This is a genomic window from Terrabacter ginsenosidimutans, from assembly GCF_039539425.1.
GTDB lineage: Bacteria > Actinomycetota > Actinomycetes > Actinomycetales > Dermatophilaceae > Terrabacter > Terrabacter ginsenosidimutans.
Genome location: NZ_BAABDC010000009.1, coordinates 51,580 through 67,935, shown reverse-complemented (window position 1 = coordinate 67,935; position 16,356 = coordinate 51,580). Strand labels below are relative to the sequence as shown.

Below are 16,356 nucleotides of genomic sequence, written 5' to 3'. Positions count from 1 at the left end.
AGGGTCGGGCGGCGTCAGCGGGCGGCGATGAGCTCGGCGACGCCAGGGACGCCTGGCCCCGTCAGCTCGCCGAGGGCCACGTCGCGGCCGAGCAGCGTGGGGATGAGGGCAGAAGCCGGCCCCGCCACCTGCTCGCCGGCGCCGTGACTCCACTCCACGTCCGTGGCGGTGAAGCGGCGCCCCTCGAGCAGACCGTCCGGGAGGCTGCTGCGGCCACGCCCGACCAGCTCGTCGAGCGCGATGGTCGCGACCTCGGGCTCGATGACGTGGTCGATGCCGAGCGGTCGGTAGACATCGGCAGCGTGGGCGACGAGGTGGCTCAGGCCCGCGACCTGCGGGACCCCCCGAGCACCGAAGCGCCTGCCGTCGATCCCGCCCAGGGCGGTCAGCAGCTGCTCGGGCGACCGCGAGTCGCGGCGGGCCCACTCGTCAGCCAGCCGGTCGAAGCGAAAGCGTGTGCGAGCCAGGCCGCCGAGCAGCGAGAGGGCGGACAGCTCGTAGGGCATGAGCAGGTGCGCGGTCAGGTCGCGCACGGTCCATCCGGCGCACAGGCTCGGAGCGCCCCACGCCTCGTCCGCGAGCGAGCCGAGGGTGGCGACGAGCCGGTCCCGCTCGGCCATGGTCAGGTCCTGGATCTCTGCTGCGGTCATGAACCCGGACTCTAACACTGTTAGAGTGCCTGTGTGCACGAATCCCTCCACGACGGAATCTCACCGGCCGCGACGCCTCACCGTCCTTCCCGGCGCCCGGTGGGCATCACCCAGGGCGCCATCGTCGACGCGGCGCTGCAGATCGTGCGCACCGACGGAGTCGCCAAGCTCTCCATGCGAGGGTTGGCCCGCGCGCTCGACATCCAGGCGCCGACCCTCTACCACCACGTGCGTGACAAGGCCGCCCTGCTCGACCTCATCTCCGCCGCGGCCTTCAGGTCACTCGACCGGTCCCCAGGCGCCTACGAGCGGGTCTCGACCCTGGCCGAGTGGACGGTCGTCGTGCGGGACGACATCATCCGGCTGCGCGCCCTCTATCGTTCCCACCCCGGCCTGGCCCGCGCGGTGGTCGACCATGCCCGCATGGAGGACGTCGGGGGCGGCGACGAGACGCTCGAGCCGCCCGAGCTGGCCGCCTTGATCAGGTTAGGGGTCCCCCGTGAGCCGGCCCGGCGCACCATCGAGGCGGGCGCCCGATGGACGATGGCGACCTTCGCCTCCGAGGACTCCGTCACGGACCCCGCCGTCCGCGAGCGGCTCTTCCACGACGGGCTCGGGCTGCTGCTGCTCGGCATGGAGCACGAGCTGGAGGGTCTGAGCCGCGACTCGCACGCGGGTGACGGCTCGCGCCGAGCATGACCCCGTCAGCGCGGCTTCAGCGCGGGTGAGCGCCGGTCCGCCACGGCCCACGAGGCGGCGGCGCTGACGGCCGAGACGACGAGGACGGAGGGCCACGCACCGATCTTCCTCGCCAGCACGTGCGAGGCCCCGAAGCCGCCGAGGTAGACCGCCGCCAGACCGGCGGCGGCGGCTCCCCCTGCCTTGGCGACCCATGTGCGTCCCGCGTAGAGCCCGGCCGCGCCGAGCACGACCCCGCCGAGCGGACGCACACCGCTCTCACGGGCGACGACGTAGCCGCCGACGAGCCCGAGGGCTGCGATGGGCGCGGTCGTCACGTCGGCTGCGTCTCGAAGCTGCATGCGGTCGATCCTAGGCAGGGGTTCTGGGCGAGAACTGGACGGGAGCCCGACGCCGCCCGACCCCCCTCCGGGGCTGCGACCTTGGGGTCAGAGACGCTTCTCGAGGTCGACCACGAGCTGGTCGGCGGTCAGGCCGAGCTCCTCGAGGATCTGGAGGCGCGACGCGTGGTCGAGGAAGCGCTTGGGGATGCCGTAGGTGTGCACCGGCACGTCGACGCCGGCCTCCCGCAGGGCGAGCGTCACGGCTGCGCCGACGCCGCCGCTGACGAGGTTGTCCTCCACGACTGCGACCGCGCCCGCTCGACGGGCGAGGGCGACCACGTCGTCACCGACCGGGATCACCCAGCGGGGGTCGATGACCCTGACGCTGCGGCCGTGCGCCGCGATCTTCTCGCCCGCCTCGATGGCGAGTCCAGCGAAGGCGCCCACCCCGACGACGAGCAGGTCGACCTCGTCCCCGGCGTTCTCGAAGAGCACGTCGACGTCACCGACGGTGCGCACGGCGGTCAGCGGGTCGGCGACGTCGCCCTTGGGGAAGCGGATGACCGTCGGGCCGTCGGAGACGTCGAGGGCCTCGCGCAGCTGCTTGCGGACCTGCTCGCCGTCCCGGGGCGCGGCCAGGCGCAGGCCGGGCACGATCGAGGTGAGCGTCATGTCCCACATGCCGTTGTGCGAGGCGCCGTCGCTGCCCGTCACGCCGGCCCGGTCGAGGACGAAGGTGATCCCCGCCCCATGCAGCGCGCAGTCCATGAGGAGCTGGTCGAACGCGCGGTTGAGGAAGGTCGCATAGACGGCGACGACCGGGTGCAGGCCTGAGTAGGCGAGGCCGGACGCCATCGTGACCGCGTGCTGCTCGGCGATCCCGACGTCGAAGACCCGGTCGGGGTAGGCGGCTGCGAACCCGTCGAGGCCCACCGGGATGAGCATGGCGGCCGTGAGGGCGACGACGTCCGGACGCTCGCGCCCGACCGCCACCATCTCGTCGTTGAACTCGTCGGTCCAGATGCGGCCGCCGACCTCGAACGGCAGACCCGTCTCCGGGTTGATCTTGCCGACGCTGTGGAACTGGTCCGCGTCGTCGTCGATGGCCGGCTGGTAGCCGCGACCCTTCTGGGTGATGACGTGGACGATGACGGGACCGCCGAAGTCCTTGGCCTTGCGCAGCGCCCGCTCGAGGGCCTGCTCGTCGTGGCCGTCGACGGGGCCGAGGTACTTCAGGCCGAGGTCCTCGAACATGCCCTGGGGCGCGACGATGTCCTTGATGCCCTTCTTGACGCCGTGCAGCGTCTCGAACATCGCACCACCGACGACCGGGGTCCGGGCGAGCGACCGCTTGCCCCAGTCGAGGAACCGCTCGTAGCCGCGGGTCGTGCGCAGGGTCGCGAGGTGGTCGGCGAGGCCGCCGATCGTCGGCGCGTAGGAGCGCTCGTTGTCGTTGACGACGATGACGAGCGGCAGGGTCTTGTCGACGGCGATGTTGTTGATCGCCTCCCAGGCCATGCCGCCGGTCAGGGCGCCGTCACCGATGACGGCGACGGTGTGCCGGTCTGTCTCCCCGTTCAGGCGGCGGCCCTTGGCGATGCCGTCGGCCCACGAGAGCGCCGTCGAGGCGTGCGAGTTCTCCACGACGTCGTGCTCGGACTCGGCGCGGCTCGGGTAGCCCGAGAGACCGCCCTGCTTCTTCAGCTTGCTGAAGTCCTGACGACCCGTGAGCAGCTTGTGCACGTACGACTGGTGGCCGGTGTCGAAGACCAGCGTGTCGCGGGGCGAGTCGAAGACCCGGTGCAGGGCGATCGTCAGCTCGACGACCCCGAGGTTGGGGCCGAGGTGTCCACCGGTCTTTGAGACCTCGGTGACGAGGAAGGTGCGGATCTCCTCCGCCAGCGCCGGCAGCTGGTCCGCCGACAGCGCCTTGAGCGCCGCGGGGCTCGTGATCGTCTCCAGCAGGGCCACGCTGCGTCGTCCTCTCGGTGGTGGGTCCTCGACCCACACGGTCGGTCGGTCGAGTCTACGGGTCAACGTCCGGGCGGTCCCAACCGTGCGAGGCCGGCCGCACCGACCTCCTCACGCAACCTTCACACTCCGACCCCACCGCCGCCTCAGAGTCGGGGCGCGAACACCTTGCCCTGCATGGCCTCGTGCAGCAGGCGCGCCGACCGTGAGGCGGCGAGGAGCCGGATCCCCTCTGCCTCGATCTGCCCGAGGATCTCGGTGAGGGCATCCGCCGGGACGTGCGGGCCGATCGCGACACGGGCCTCGCGCCACGCGTCACGCATCGCGACGACCTGGCCGTCGATGTGCCGGCCCGCCAGCCAGGCGAGCGCGATCGGGTGACGGCGCCACCCGGCATACGCCCGGTAGTCCGGCGGGCACTGGTCGAGCAGCCAGAGCACCGCACGCTCCTCCCAGCCCGGCGTGTGCGCCGGGGGGACGCCCGGCGGCCACCCGGGAGGGGTGTGCCCGGTCGCAGCGGCAGGGGGCGGGGACGGCATGCTCCCAGTCTGCCTCGCCTAGTCTCGGACCATGACGACGGTCAGCTGGGTGACGGCCTTCATCGACCTTCCGCCTGCCGTCCACGAGGCGGGCACGCGCTTCTGGTCCGCGGTGACGGCGTATGCCGTGTCCCCGCCCCGTGGGGAGCACGCCGAGTTCACGACCCTGCTGCCTCCCGTCGGGGACCCGTTCCTGAAGATCCAGCGGACGTCGAGCGTGTCGGGGCCACCGGGCCTGCACCTCGACCTGCACGTCACCTCGGCGGCCGACTCGGCCGCTCGCGCCGAGAGCCTGGGAGCGCAGGTCACGCACCGTTCGGAGCACGGCTTCGTCGTGCTCCGTTCGCCCGGCGGGTTCGTCTTCTGCTTCGTGCACGAGGTCCTCGCCGAGCGCCCCTGGCCCACGCGGTGGCCGCAGGAGCACGAGAGCGTCGTCGACCAGGTGTGTCTCGACATCCCGGCCGAGAGCTTCGAGACCGAGTGCGCCTTCTGGTCGGGGCTGACCGGATGGCCCGTGCGGGGCTCGGTGAGCCGGCCCGAGTTCCGGCATCTCGTGCGCCCGGACGGCATCCCGATCCGGCTGCTGCTCCAGCGGCTCGAGTCCTCGGCGGACGGCCCCGTGACCGGCCACCTCGACCTGGCCTGCGACGACCGGCCCACCGAGGTGTCGCGGCACGAGGCACTCGGTGCGACCGTGGTCGCCGACCACGGTGGCTGGACGACGCTGCGCGACCCCGCCGGCGCGCTCTACTGCATCACCGACCGGGACCCGCGTTCGGGCCTCGGCCGCTGACCCCGGGTGCGCGGGCCGGACCCGACGTCACCAGTTGGGCTCGCGGCGCGGTGCCCGGGGCAGTCGGTGCCGCTCGGGGTGGATGACGTAGACGATGCCTCCGCTGTGCGGCACCCAGACGTTCTCGAACTGCTCCCGGTCGTAGACGACCCGCACCTCGCCGTTGTCCCGGACCAGGTGCGACGCGGGGTCGTTGCACACGACGTCGCCGTCGCGGGTGAAGCCGACGACGACCATGAGGTGGCCGTTCGTGCCGTAGCCCGCGCCGTCGAGCTCCCCCTTCTCGAAGGAGACGGACGTGATCAGCGGGATGCCGGCGGCGATGAACTCCTCCGCCTCGGTCAACGACCGCAGCCTGGTGACGAAGGCGCGCATCCGCGGGCGCGTCGCGGCATAGGCGGTGTTGAACGGCCAGTTGCCCCCGCCGTCATAGGTGTAGTCGTAGACGTTGCGCGCCGCGAAGTCGACCTGCGGGTCGGCCTCGGACGGCATCGCCTCGGTCACCCACGCCGTCTCGTCACGACGAGGACCGACGCCCCAGTACGCCAGGACCATCGACGTCGAGGTCGGTGAGCACCAGGCCTCTCCCCCGTTGTCCCACTGCGGGAAGTGCCCGATGTGGGTCTCCTGCGAGAACGTCGGCACGTCGAGGACCTGTCCGCGGGCACGCCCCTGGGGACTGCGCGGCACCCGCTCGGTGTCGGGAAGTGCCGAGGCCATCGCCCCGACCGAACGCAGGCGCGGCGTCTCGCGGGTCCCCGTGGGGCGCATCAGCCGGACGACGAGCTGCCACTCGTCGAGGACATGTCCCGAGCGGGTCGCCAGGGTGTCGGTGTAGACCGTGGCCACCGAGTCCCCCTGCCCCTTGACCGACGTGCGGTGGATGCCGCCGCCCTGGGTCGGGTCGTAGCGGCACCAGCGGCCCAGGACGTACTCCATGGTGGCCACGCCGTCAGTGCGCCCGCGGACCGCGACCTCGACCCACGAGCGCCCCGGGGTGTCCGCGTTCCACGACGCGACGAGCTCGGTCAGGCCGAACCCGGGGCGCACGACGGGCGAGACCCAGGTGGCGACGTCGTAGGAGCGCGAGGTCGCGGTGTCGTCGAACGGGTCGACGTGGTCCCGCCGGCCCGAGAAGCGACCGACGACGACGTCGCGGCCGCTCCACTCGCGGTAGGACACGTGGCGGTCACCGGTGTCGGACGCCGACTCGAGTGCGGACGGCGCCGCGGACGAAGCGGCAGACGGAGCGGCGGACGCCGACCCGACGCCGGCCGCGGCGACCAGGGTGGCACCGGCGGCCGAGCCGAGGACGCGGCGACGGCTCGGGGAGCAGGCTTCGGGGGCGGGGGGACGCGACATGACACACACCTTCCGGTCGGGGCTGGGCGCGGTCAGTCAACACCGAGCCGTCCGCCGATGGGGCGCTCACGTGAAATATTCTCGCGATACGAACACCTCGCGCAGTTAATTTACGTGCGCTTGACCGAGGTCACCGCCAGTTGGCCTCAGCCGGAGGGGCCGGGAGGGACACGTCGCGCGGGTGCATGACGTAGGTGAGGCCGCCGTTCGAGCCGAGCCACACCCGTTCGAACTGGTCGCGACGGTAGACGGTCCGGACCTCGTCGTTGCTCGCCACCCGGTGCGAGTTCGGGTCGTTGGAGACGACGTCGCCCTCCGGCGTGAAGCCCACCACGGTGAGCAGGTGGCCCTGCGTCGAGTAGCCGGCACCGTCCAGCTCGTCCTCGCGGAACGTCACCGACACCACGAGCGGCACCCCGGCCTCGACGAACGACTCCGCCTCGGTGAGGTCGCGCAGCCTCGTCACGTAGGCACGCAGGTCGCGGGCGCCGGCATAGGCGGTGTTGAAGGCCCAGTTGCCGGCCCCACCGTAGGAACGGTCGAAGACGCGGCGCACGGCGTGGACCACCTCCGGGTCGACGTCGTGGCCGACCCAGGCCACCTCGTCCGGCTTGGGGGCCAGGCCCCAGTGCTGGAGCACCATCGTCGTCGATGTCGGTGAGCACCAGGACTGCCCACCGTTGTCCCACTCGGGGAAGGTGCCGACGTGCAGGCGCTGCGAGTGCGGCGGGACGGCGACCTCGTGCCCCCGGCCGGCCGGGGCGCTCGTCGGCTCGTCGGACGCGATGGCAAAGCGCGACGCCGCCGCGGCGACGAGGGTCACCACGGGCCAGGCGATCTCGTCGCCCGGCCGGGCCAGTGCGGTCACGCGCAGCTGCCACCGGTCGACTCCGTGACCGTCCTCCGTCAGCCACGTGTCCGTCTCGACGTGCCCCGCGTCGAAGTCCTGGTCGCGCACCGTCGTGCGGGTGATGGGCGACTCCCCTGTCGGGTCGTCCTCGGCCCAGCGGGCGACCGTGAACCACGGCTCCCAGCCATCCCCCTCGCCGACACGGCCCTCGATGTGCAGCCATGTTCCCGGTGGTGTCCGAGCATTCCACGACGGGATGAGCTCCGTTGCGGCGAAAGGCGACTCGACGACCGGCGACTCCCACACGCGCGCCGCGTAGACCGCCGGCTCGGCCCCGTCGACGTGCACGTCCGCATAGACGACGTCGGGCGTCGGCGACCAGTCGAAGCCGGTCTCCCACACGGTCAGGACGCTGCGTCGCTCAGTCACCGGACGAGCATGCCACCCACCTGCGTATGCCGCCCGGCCGGGTCCCGAAGGCGCCCCGGCGCCGGGAAGGGCTGGTTCACGCCCCACCCGGGCGCACGGCATACGCCATCGGACGGCGTCCGGCCAGAAGCGACGGGCCCCGCACACCGCGTGATGCGGCGTGCGGGGCCCGGAGGTCCGAGCTGGCCTCAGCTCGAGACGAGCGAGCGCAGGACGTACTGCAGGATGCCGCCGTTGCGGTAGTAGTCGGCCTCACCGGGGGTGTCGATGCGCACGACGGCGTCGAACTCGACCGTCTCGCCCGACTCCTTGGTGGCGACGACCTTGACGGTCCTGGGCGTCGTGCCCTCGTTGAGGGCAGTGATGCCGGTGATCGCGAAGGTCTCGGTGCCGTCGAGGCCGAGCGAGTCGGCGTTCTGGCCGGCCGGGTACTGCAGCGGGATGACACCCATGCCGATGAGGTTGGAGCGGTGGATGCGCTCGTAGCTCTCGGCGATGACGGCCTTGACGCCGAGCAGGCTCGTGCCCTTGGCCGCCCAGTCACGCGAGCTGCCCGAGCCGTACTCCTTGCCCGACAGGATGACGAGCGGGGTGCCGGCCGCGGCGTAACTCTGCGCGGCGTCGTAGATCGTCGACTGCTCGCCACCCTTGGTGAAGTCGCGCGTGAAGCCGCCCTCGACGCCGTCGAGGAGGAGGTTCTTCAGTCGGATGTTGGCGAAGGTGCCACGGATCATCACCTCGTGGTTGCCGCGGCGCGAGCCGTAGGAGTTGAAGTCCTTGCGCTCGATGCCGTGGTCGGCGAGGTATTTGCCGGCGGGGCTGTCGTTCTTGATCGCGCCGGCCGGGCTGATGTGGTCGGTCGTGACCGAGTCGCCGAGCTTGGCGAGCACACGGGCGCCCTCGATGTCCGCGACCGGGGTCGTGTCCATCGACATGCCGTCGAAGTACGGCGGCTTGCGCACGTAGGTCGACTCGCCGTCCCAGGCGAACGTGTCGCCCTCGGGGGTCGGCAGCGACTGCCAGCGCTCGTCGCCGGCGAAGACGTCGGCGTAGTCCTCGGTGAACATCTCCTGGCTGATCGAGCTCGCGATGACGCGCTCGACGTCGGTCGGGGCGGGCCAGATGTCCTCGAGGAAGACGTCCTTGCCGTCGGTGTCCTGGCCGAGCGGCTGCGACGCGAAGTCGAAGTCCATCGTGCCGGCGAGGGCGTAGGCGATGACGAGCGGCGGGCTCGCGAGGTAGTTCATCTTGACGTCGGGGTTGATGCGACCCTCGAAGTTGCGGTTGCCCGAGAGGACCGAGGTGACCGCGAGGTCGTTGTCGTTGATCGCCTTGGAGATCTCGTCGTTGAGGGGGCCCGAGTTGCCGATGCACGTCGTGCAGCCGTAGCCGACGAGGTGGAAGCCGAGCTTCTCGAGGTAGGGCCACATGCCGGCCTTGTCGTAGTAGCCGGTGACGACCTTGGAGCCCGGCGCCATCGACGTCTTGACCCAGGGGGCGACCGAAAGGCCCTTCTCGACAGCGTTCTTGGCGAGCATCGCGGCGGCCATCATGACCGACGGGTTCGAGGTGTTGGTGCAGCTCGTGATCGAGGCGATCGAGACGATGCCGTGGTCGATCTCGAACTCGCGCCCCTCGGCGTCGGTGACCGAGACCTTCTTGGACGGGCGGCCGTTGCCGTCGCCCTCGTCAGCGGGCTTCGAGCCGCCGTTGGTGCCGTCGGTCGTGCCTTGGGGCGACGGGTCGCTGGCGGGGAACGACGAGGCGGCGCCCGCGTCACCCTCGTCGTGCGCGACGTAGGTCGGCAGCACCTTGCGGAAGGCCTCCTTGGCGTCGGTCAGGGCGATGCGGTCCTGCGGACGCTTCGGGCCGGCGATCGAGGGGACGACGGTCGACAGGTCGAGCTCGAGGTACTCGCTGTAGCGCGACTCGGGCTGGTCGGGACCCGCCTTGAGCCACATGCCCTGCTCCTTGGCGTACGCCTCGACGAGGGCGACGCTCTCGTCGGAGCGGCCGGTGAGGCGCAGGTAGTCGAGGGTGACCTCGTCGATCGGGAAGATCGCGCAGGTCGAGCCGAACTCTGGGCTCATGTTGCCGATCGTGGCGCGGTTTGCGAGCGGCACCTGGGAGACGCCCTCGCCGTAGAACTCGACGAACTTGCCGACGACACCGTGCTTGCGAAGCATCTCGGTGATCGTGAGGACGACGTCGGTGGCGGTGGCCGCGGTCGGGATCGCACCGCTCAGCTTGAAGCCCACGACACGCGGGATGAGCATCGAGACGGGCTGGCCGAGCATGGCCGCCTCGGCCTCGATACCGCCGACGCCCCAGCCGAGCACGCCGAGGCCGTTGACCATCGTCGTGTGCGAGTCCGTGCCGACGCACGTGTCGGGGTAGGCGACGCGCTCGCCGTCGATCTCGCGGACCATGACGGTGCGGGCGAGGTGCTCGATGTTGACCTGGTGCACGATGCCGGTGCCCGGGGGGACGACCTTGAAGTCGTCGAAGGCAGTCTGTCCCCAGCGCAGGAACTGGTAGCGCTCGCGGTTGCGCTGGTACTCGATCTCGACGTTGCGCTCGAAGGCGTCGGCACGACCGAAGACGTCGATGATGACGGAGTGGTCGATGACGAGCTCGGCCGGGGCGAGCGGGTTGATCCGGGCCGGGTCGCCACCGAGGTCTGCGACGGCCTCACGCATCGTGGCGAGGTCGACGACACAGGGCACGCCCGTGAAGTCCTGCATGATCACGCGCGCAGGCGTGAACTGGATCTCCGTGGACGGCTCGGCGTTCTCGTCCCACGAGCCGACCGCACGGATGTGGTCGGCGGTGATGTTGGCGCCGTCCTCGGTGCGCAGGAGGTTCTCGAGGAGGACCTTGAGGCTGTAGGGCAGGGTCTCCTGCCCCTCGATCCCCGCCAGGCGGTAGATCTCGTAGGACTGGCCCTCGACCTCGAGGGTCCCCTTGGCCTTGAAGCTGTCAACACTGCCCACGTCGGGCTCCTTCCAGCAACACTGATGTCACGGTGCTCGATTTATCTTGACGTCAAGATATATCTAACCACACGGGCTCGTCCCTGTCAGTCCCCTCCTACCCGCCCATCCTCGACCCCGCTCGGTCAGCTGTCTGCCCCGGTGCCGTCGGCGGCCGCTCGTGGTCGGCGCGCCGACCACAGCAGGCCCTCGACCGGCTCCCCGGCCTCGAGCCGGAGGTGCACTCGGCGCGTCGTGACCTCGTGCAGGCCGGCCCGCACGGCCACCTCGTGCAGGTGCCCGGAGCTGTGGGCGTAGCGTCCCGTCGGCGTCAGCTGCCAGGACCTGTCCTCGAGACGTTCGACCGTCGCGACGAGCGTCCCGCCCGGGCGGAGCGCGCCGGCCGCCGCCCGGGTCACGTCCGTCAGATCACCGAAGTAGCAGAGCGTGTCCGCGCACACGACGAGGTCGTATGCCGCGTGTCGGGCTCCGAGGAACGCGCCGAGCTCGGCGTGGTGCAGGGTGTCGTAGCACCCGCGGCGCTGCGCCTTTCGGAGCATGCCGACCGACAGGTCGCAGCCGACGAGGCTGCGCGCCCACGGACGGACGAGGTGGCCGACGAGGCCGGTCCCGCAGCCGAGGTCGGCGACGTCCAGCGCACCGCCGGCCTCGCCGAGCAGCACGGTGACGTGGTCGACGACGAGCCCCGGCGCTCGGTAGCCCAGACCAGCCAGGTGGTCGTCGAAGTCCTCGGCACTGGCGTCGAAGAGCGTCTCGACGTAGTCGTCAGGTGCACGGTCCGGGACCGGGAGACCGCCGAGCGCCGCCAGGCGGTGTCGGGCGCCCGGGTGCTCGGGGTCGAGCTCGACCCACCGCCGGACCAGGTCCAGGGCCTCGGTGGTCCGGCCCTGACCCGTCAGGTGGACCAAGGCAGCGCCGACGGCCGCCCGACCGAGCGCAGCACCGGACTCAAGCTCGAGGACGTGAAGGCCCGTTCGCCCGGCTCCCACCGGGTCACCCGCGTGCCGTCGAGCCGTGGCGAGGTTGGCCCACGTGGGTGCGTCCGCGGGCTGCACGGCGAGACTCGCCTCGTACGACTCGACGGCGGCTGCCGGGCGCCCCGCCTCGAGCCGCATGTTGCCGAGGTCGTTGTGCAGGCTCGCCACCAGCGTCGGGTCCGTCGTCGCCGTGAGGGCCACCGCCATCAGCCGTTCGGCGGCCTCCGCGTCGTGGCGCAGGTGGGCGGCCACGGCGCGCAGGTGCGCGACGCGGGCGTCACCCGCCGCGCCCGTGTCGGACGCGGTCTCCGCGTCGGCGAGCGCCGCCTCGGCGCCTGGTCCGTCGCCCGCCCGTACCCGCTCGAGGGCACGCTCGAGACAGTCCTCCAGGAGGACGGGGATGCCCGGTGCCTCCATGTCGTGGGCGTCGTGGGCGTCGCGGGGGTCCCCGGCGTCGCCCGCGTCGTCCCGAACGGCACTCAGCCCATCTTGTTGGATCGGATGTCCCACGTGACGCTGGAGGTGCGACCCGTCGCTCCCCCGCCCGGCCCGGGCTCGGCGTAGTCGAAGCGGATCCAGGCCGGCTGCAGGGCCACCTCCTCGTCGACGTCCTCCTCGTCGCCGGAGACGAGCACCTCCGTCACGACGAGGTCCTTCATCGTCACGGTGAGGAAGTCCTTGCGGGCTCCGGGCCGGGCGACGTTGAGCGTGGCGTCCTTGAGGTGCTTGCCGGTGGCGGCGAACGAGGCCAGGTGCGGCGAGGCGAGGTCGTAGTGGTGGACGATGCGGAACTCGTGGGGGCGGGGCCGGCCCGCTCCCCCAGCGGCCCCGGAGGTGGTGGACGTCGTCGTGACACCCCAGTTCCACGAGAGCACGTCGACAGCGCCCTTGTGGTCCTTGCTCTCGCTGCCGCCCTCGATGCCGTCGAACTTCATGAACGCGTCCATGTCGCCTCCACCCGATGCCGAGCACTCCGTCCGACGCTAGCACCGGGGTCGACGGGCGAGGACGGTTTCAGCCCTGCCCGGCTGGGGCCTGAACCCGGTGGAGGGCCTCTCGGAAGTCGGGGTCGAGCGGCGCCTTGGCGCCTGCCACGGTGTCGAACCAGACGTAGGTGATGACGCACGTGGCCGTGAGCAGTGGCGCCTCACCGCGGCGCCAGATCTCGTGGCGCAACGTGAACGACGACGTACCGATGCGCTCGACGACGACCCGGATGTCGGCGTGGTCCAGCGGCTTGAGGCTTGCCGTCCAGTCGATCTCGGCGTGGCGCACGAGGGCGAGCCGGTGCTCGGCGGCGAAGCGGTAGGGCCCGTAGCCGACGTCGTCGAGGAAGGCCATCTTCGCGTCCTCGCACCACGTCAGGTAGTGCGAGTTGAAGACGACCCCCGCCAGGTCGATCTCGGAGAACTTCACGGCCACGGGGTAGCTGAACGACATGGGGACATCGTCCACTGCCGGGATCGGGCCCTGAGGGCCGGGGACGGTCAGGCCGGCCCGGTGGGCTCGAGCACCGCGATGCACTCGACGTGGTGCGTCATCGGGAACGCGTCCCAGGCCTCGAGCGAGACGAGGCCATAGCCGTGCGTCGCCGCGGCCTTGACGTCCCGGGCCAGCGCCGAGGGATCGCACGCGACGTAGACGACCCGGCGGGGAGCCAGCTGGGCCAGCAGACCCATGACGTCCTTGCCCGCGCCGGTACGCGGCGGGTCGAGCACTGCGAGATCGGCGGTCACGTCCTGGCCGACGAGGGAGCGCAGCTCGCGGTCGACGCGGTTGGAGCGCCACTCGACGTTGTCGAGGTGCTCGGTGTTGACGAGCCCGTTCTCGACGGCGGCCCGGTCTCCCTCGACACCGAGGACGAAGCCGTCAGGGGCGACGAGCTCGCCGAGGCGCATGGTGAACAGGCCCGAGCCGGCATAGAGGTCGACGACGCGGTCGCCGGGTCGCGCCCCGAGCAGGGCGGTGACGCGCGAGAGGAACGTCGACGCCGCTCCGGGGTGGACCTGCCAGAAGCCCCGCGCCGCCACGACGTACTCGCCCTCCCAGTCGCCGTCCCGTGCCAGCTCGCCGACGAGGCCGCCTCCGGCGCTCGCACCCTCGGGCGCGGGCAGCGGGACGAGCACCGGCTCGTCCGGGTGCACGGCGTCCACGACGTCGACCGACTTGAGGTCGGACCACTCGGTGTCGAGGACTCCCGAGTCGATGACCGCGTGTGTCGCGATGAGGCAGTCCTCGACCGGCACGATCTCGCGCGAGCGGTGTCGGCGCAGGCCGGCACGACCGGCCCCGTCGACGGCGAACTCGACGCGGGTGCGCCAGCGCAGGCCGTCCTCGTCCCCGGGCACCGGTCGGACGTCCACCTCGACGTCGAGGCCGGCGACCCTCGTGAACTGCTCACGCACGACCGCGGCCTTGAGCTCACGCTGCGTCTCGAGGGACACGTGCTGGAAGTCGCACCCACCGCAGAGGCCGGGGGCGGCATACGGGCACGGGGCGGGGACACGGCCGGGCGCCGCCTCGAGCACCTCGACGGCGTCGGCCCGCACGAAGCTGTCGCCCACCCTGCCCTCGGTGATGCGCGCGACGACCCGCTCGCCGGGGAGCGTGTGGCGGACGAAGACGACCTGGCCCTCGTGACGGGCCACGCAGTGACCGCCGTGGGCCACCGGTCCGACCTCGACGGTCCACTGCTGCCCGACGAGCGACTCGCCGCCGGCGGCACGTTCGCGGGTCTGACGCGCGCTCACAGCGCCCCTCCGCGGACGGACCCGCTGATCGGCGGCTCGTCGATCCAGTCGCGCTCCGCACCCTCGGAGGACTGGAGCTGCCAGGGCACGCTGACGACCATGACGCCCGGCGTGAAGAGCAGCCGCGCCTTGAGACGCAGGGCGCTCTGGTTGTGCAGCACCTGCTCCCACCACTTTCCGAGGACGTACTCCGGGAGGTAGACCGTGACGATGTCGCGCGGGTTGCCGCTGCGGATCGAGCGGACGTAGTCGAGGATCGGCTTGGTGATCTGCCGGTAGGGCGAGGACAGGACCTTGAGTGGCACGGGGATCTCGCGCTTGTCCCACTCGTCGAGCAGGGTCTGCGTCTCGTCCGGGTCGACGTCGACCGTGACGGCCTCGAGGTAGGACGGGCGGCTCGCCCGGGCGTAGGCGAGCGCCCGCATGGTCGGCTTGTGCACCTTGGAGATGCAGACGATGGCGTGGACGTGGCTCGGCAGCATCGGCCGCTCGACGTCCCAGTCGATGGCGAGCTCGTCGCGGACGCGGTTGTAGTGCTTCTTGATCCCGAGCATCAGGGCGAAGAGGACGACCATCGCGAGGATCGCGTACTTCGCACCGGCCTGGAACTTCGTGAGGAGCACGACGATGAGCACCGTCGCCGACATCGCGGCGCCGACCGCGTTGATGACTCGCGAGCGCTGCATCCGCGAGCGCTCCTTGGCGTTGCGCTCGAGCCGGAGGTTGCGCGTCCAGTGCCGCACCATGCCGATCTGGCTCGTGGTGAAGGAGACGAACACCCCGACGATGTAGAGCTGGATCAGCGCGGTGACCTCGGCCTTGAACACGATGACGAGGACGATGGCGGCCCCCGCGAGGATGAGGATGCCGTTGCTGAAGGCGAGCCGGTCGCCGCGGGTGTGCATCTGGCGAGGCAGGTAGCCGTCCCGGGCGAGGATCGAGCCGAGCACCGGGAAGCCGTTGAAGGCGGTGTTGGCGGCGAGGACGAGGATCAGACCGGTGACGATCGAGACGAAGACGACGCCGACCGGGAAGCTCGCGAAGACCGACTCGGCGAGCTGGCCGATGGCGGTGTGCTGCACGTAGGAGTCACCGACCGGCTGTCCGTCGCGCAGCAGCTGGGCTCCCGGGTTGTCGGCGATCTTGACGCCGGTCCACTGGCTGAGAGTGATGATCGACCCGAGCATCAGGACAGACAGGGTCCCCATGAGCAGGAGGGTGGTGGCGGCGTTGTCGCTCTTGGGCTTCTTGAAGGCCGGCACGCCGTTGCTGATCGCCTCGACGCCGGTGAGGGCCGCGCAGCCGGACGAGAAGGCCCGCAGCAGCAGGAAGGCCGCCGCGAGGCCGGTGAGCCCCTGGCCCTCCTCCGGCTTGAGCGTCAGGCCGGCGCTCTCGGCCGGTGTGAGCGAGCCGGTGAAGTGCTGGACGAAGCCGTAGATGCCCATGCCGATGATCGCCAGCATGAACGCGTAGACGGGCACCGCGAACGCCTTGCCGGACTCACGGACGCCGCGCAGGTTCATGGCGGTGAGGAACACGATGAGGGCGACCGCGACGATGACCTCGTGGCCCCGCACGAAGCCGAGGACGGTGGCGGCGTTCTGCACGCCGGAGGAGATCGACACCGCGACGGTCAGGACGTAGTCGACGAGCAGGGCGCTCGCCACGGTGAGCCCGGCGCGCGGACCGAGGTTGACGGTCGCCACCTCGTAGTCGCCGCCGCCGGACGGGTAGGCGTGCACGTTCTGGCGGTACGACGCCACGACGACGACCATGACGAGGACGACCGCCACGGTCACCTGCCAGCTGTGGGTCGCCACGAACGTGCCGCCGGCGAGGCCGAGCATGAGCAGGATCTCGTCAGGGGCGTAGGCCACCGACGAGAGCGCGTCGCTCGCGAAGATCGGCAGCGCGAGCCGCTTGGGAAGCAGGGTCTCCCCGAGCTTGTCGCTGCGCATCGCACGACCGAGCAGGAGGCGCTTGAACAGCGAACCGGTACCGGGCACGACGACACTGTATG

General features: G+C 71.2%; 14 protein-coding genes. 2 read left to right on the top strand and 12 right to left on the bottom strand.

The genetic code is table 11. From position 1 onward, the window contains the following. Positions 1 to 14: 14 nt before the first annotated feature. Positions 15 to 650, bottom strand: coding sequence for a maleylpyruvate isomerase family mycothiol-dependent enzyme (locus tag ABD831_RS19525; RefSeq protein WP_344950729.1), 636 nt, complete (start codon positions 648 to 650; stop codon positions 15 to 17). 33 nt (positions 651 to 683) lie between these two features. Here ABD831_RS19525 and ABD831_RS19520 point away from each other — a divergent pair, with 33 nt between their 5' ends. Beyond that, positions 684 to 1,349, top strand: a complete 666-nt coding sequence (locus ABD831_RS19520) for a TetR/AcrR family transcriptional regulator (RefSeq protein ID WP_344950726.1) — start codon at positions 684 to 686, stop codon at positions 1,347 to 1,349. 5 nt (positions 1,350 to 1,354) lie between these two features. On the opposite strand, the gene ABD831_RS19515 is transcribed toward ABD831_RS19520, so the two are convergent. The 3 genes from ABD831_RS19515 to ABD831_RS19505 form a co-directional block, all read right to left on the bottom strand. Next, the gene (locus ABD831_RS19515) at positions 1,355 to 1,690 is read right to left on the bottom strand and encodes a hypothetical protein (protein ID WP_344950723.1); all 336 of its coding nucleotides are present in this window, start codon (positions 1,688 to 1,690) and stop codon (positions 1,355 to 1,357) included. 87 nt (positions 1,691 to 1,777) lie between these two features. Next, positions 1,778 to 3,643, bottom strand: coding sequence for a 1-deoxy-D-xylulose-5-phosphate synthase (gene dxs / locus ABD831_RS19510; RefSeq protein WP_344950720.1), 1,866 nt, complete (start codon positions 3,641 to 3,643; stop codon positions 1,778 to 1,780). 146 nt (positions 3,644 to 3,789) lie between these two features. Next, complete coding sequence (locus ABD831_RS19505) at positions 3,790 to 4,182, bottom strand: hypothetical protein (protein ID WP_344950717.1); 393 nt, start codon at positions 4,180 to 4,182, stop codon at positions 3,790 to 3,792. Between the two features lie 31 nt (positions 4,183 to 4,213). Here ABD831_RS19505 and ABD831_RS19500 point away from each other — a divergent pair, with 31 nt between their 5' ends. Further along, on the top strand, positions 4,214 to 4,975 hold the full coding sequence (locus ABD831_RS19500; protein WP_344950714.1) for a VOC family protein: 762 nt from the start codon (positions 4,214 to 4,216) through the stop codon (positions 4,973 to 4,975). Positions 4,976 to 5,002: 27 nt separating this feature from the next. Here the strand turns inward: ABD831_RS19500 and ABD831_RS19495 are convergent, their stop codons facing one another. From ABD831_RS19495 to ABD831_RS19460, 8 genes are all read right to left on the bottom strand, one after another. Then, on the bottom strand, positions 5,003 to 6,337 hold the full coding sequence (locus ABD831_RS19495) for a peptidase C39 family protein (RefSeq protein ID WP_344950711.1): 1,335 nt from the start codon (positions 6,335 to 6,337) through the stop codon (positions 5,003 to 5,005). 130 nt (positions 6,338 to 6,467) lie between these two features. Beyond that, entirely contained in the window at positions 6,468 to 7,616 is a 1,149-nt protein-coding gene (locus tag ABD831_RS19490) for a peptidase C39 family protein (RefSeq protein WP_344950709.1), read from the bottom strand. Positions 7,617 to 7,804: 188 nt separating this feature from the next. Continuing rightward, positions 7,805 to 10,609 (bottom strand): aconitate hydratase AcnA, encoded by a 2,805-nt coding sequence (acnA, locus tag ABD831_RS19485; protein ID WP_344950707.1) that lies wholly within the window; start codon positions 10,607 to 10,609, stop codon positions 7,805 to 7,807. Positions 10,610 to 10,734: 125 nt separating this feature from the next. After that, entirely contained in the window at positions 10,735 to 12,003 is a 1,269-nt protein-coding gene (locus ABD831_RS19480; RefSeq protein ID WP_344950705.1) for a methyltransferase, read from the bottom strand. 62 nt (positions 12,004 to 12,065) lie between these two features. After that, positions 12,066 to 12,533: an Hcp family type VI secretion system effector gene (locus ABD831_RS19475; RefSeq protein ID WP_344950703.1), complete on the bottom strand. Its 468-nt coding sequence runs from the start codon at positions 12,531 to 12,533 to the stop codon at positions 12,066 to 12,068. Positions 12,534 to 12,600: 67 nt separating this feature from the next. Next, the gene (locus tag ABD831_RS19470; protein ID WP_344950700.1) at positions 12,601 to 13,026 is read right to left on the bottom strand and encodes an acyl-CoA thioesterase; all 426 of its coding nucleotides are present in this window, start codon (positions 13,024 to 13,026) and stop codon (positions 12,601 to 12,603) included. A gap of 47 nt (positions 13,027 to 13,073) precedes the next feature. Continuing rightward, positions 13,074 to 14,336 (bottom strand): class I SAM-dependent RNA methyltransferase, encoded by a 1,263-nt coding sequence (locus tag ABD831_RS19465; protein WP_344950697.1) that lies wholly within the window; start codon positions 14,334 to 14,336, stop codon positions 13,074 to 13,076. After that, positions 14,333 to 16,342: an APC family permease gene (locus ABD831_RS19460; RefSeq protein WP_425582858.1), complete on the bottom strand. Its 2,010-nt coding sequence runs from the start codon at positions 16,340 to 16,342 to the stop codon at positions 14,333 to 14,335. The genes ABD831_RS19465 and ABD831_RS19460 overlap by 4 nt, the downstream gene beginning before the upstream one ends. Positions 16,343 to 16,356: the final 14 nt, after the last annotated feature.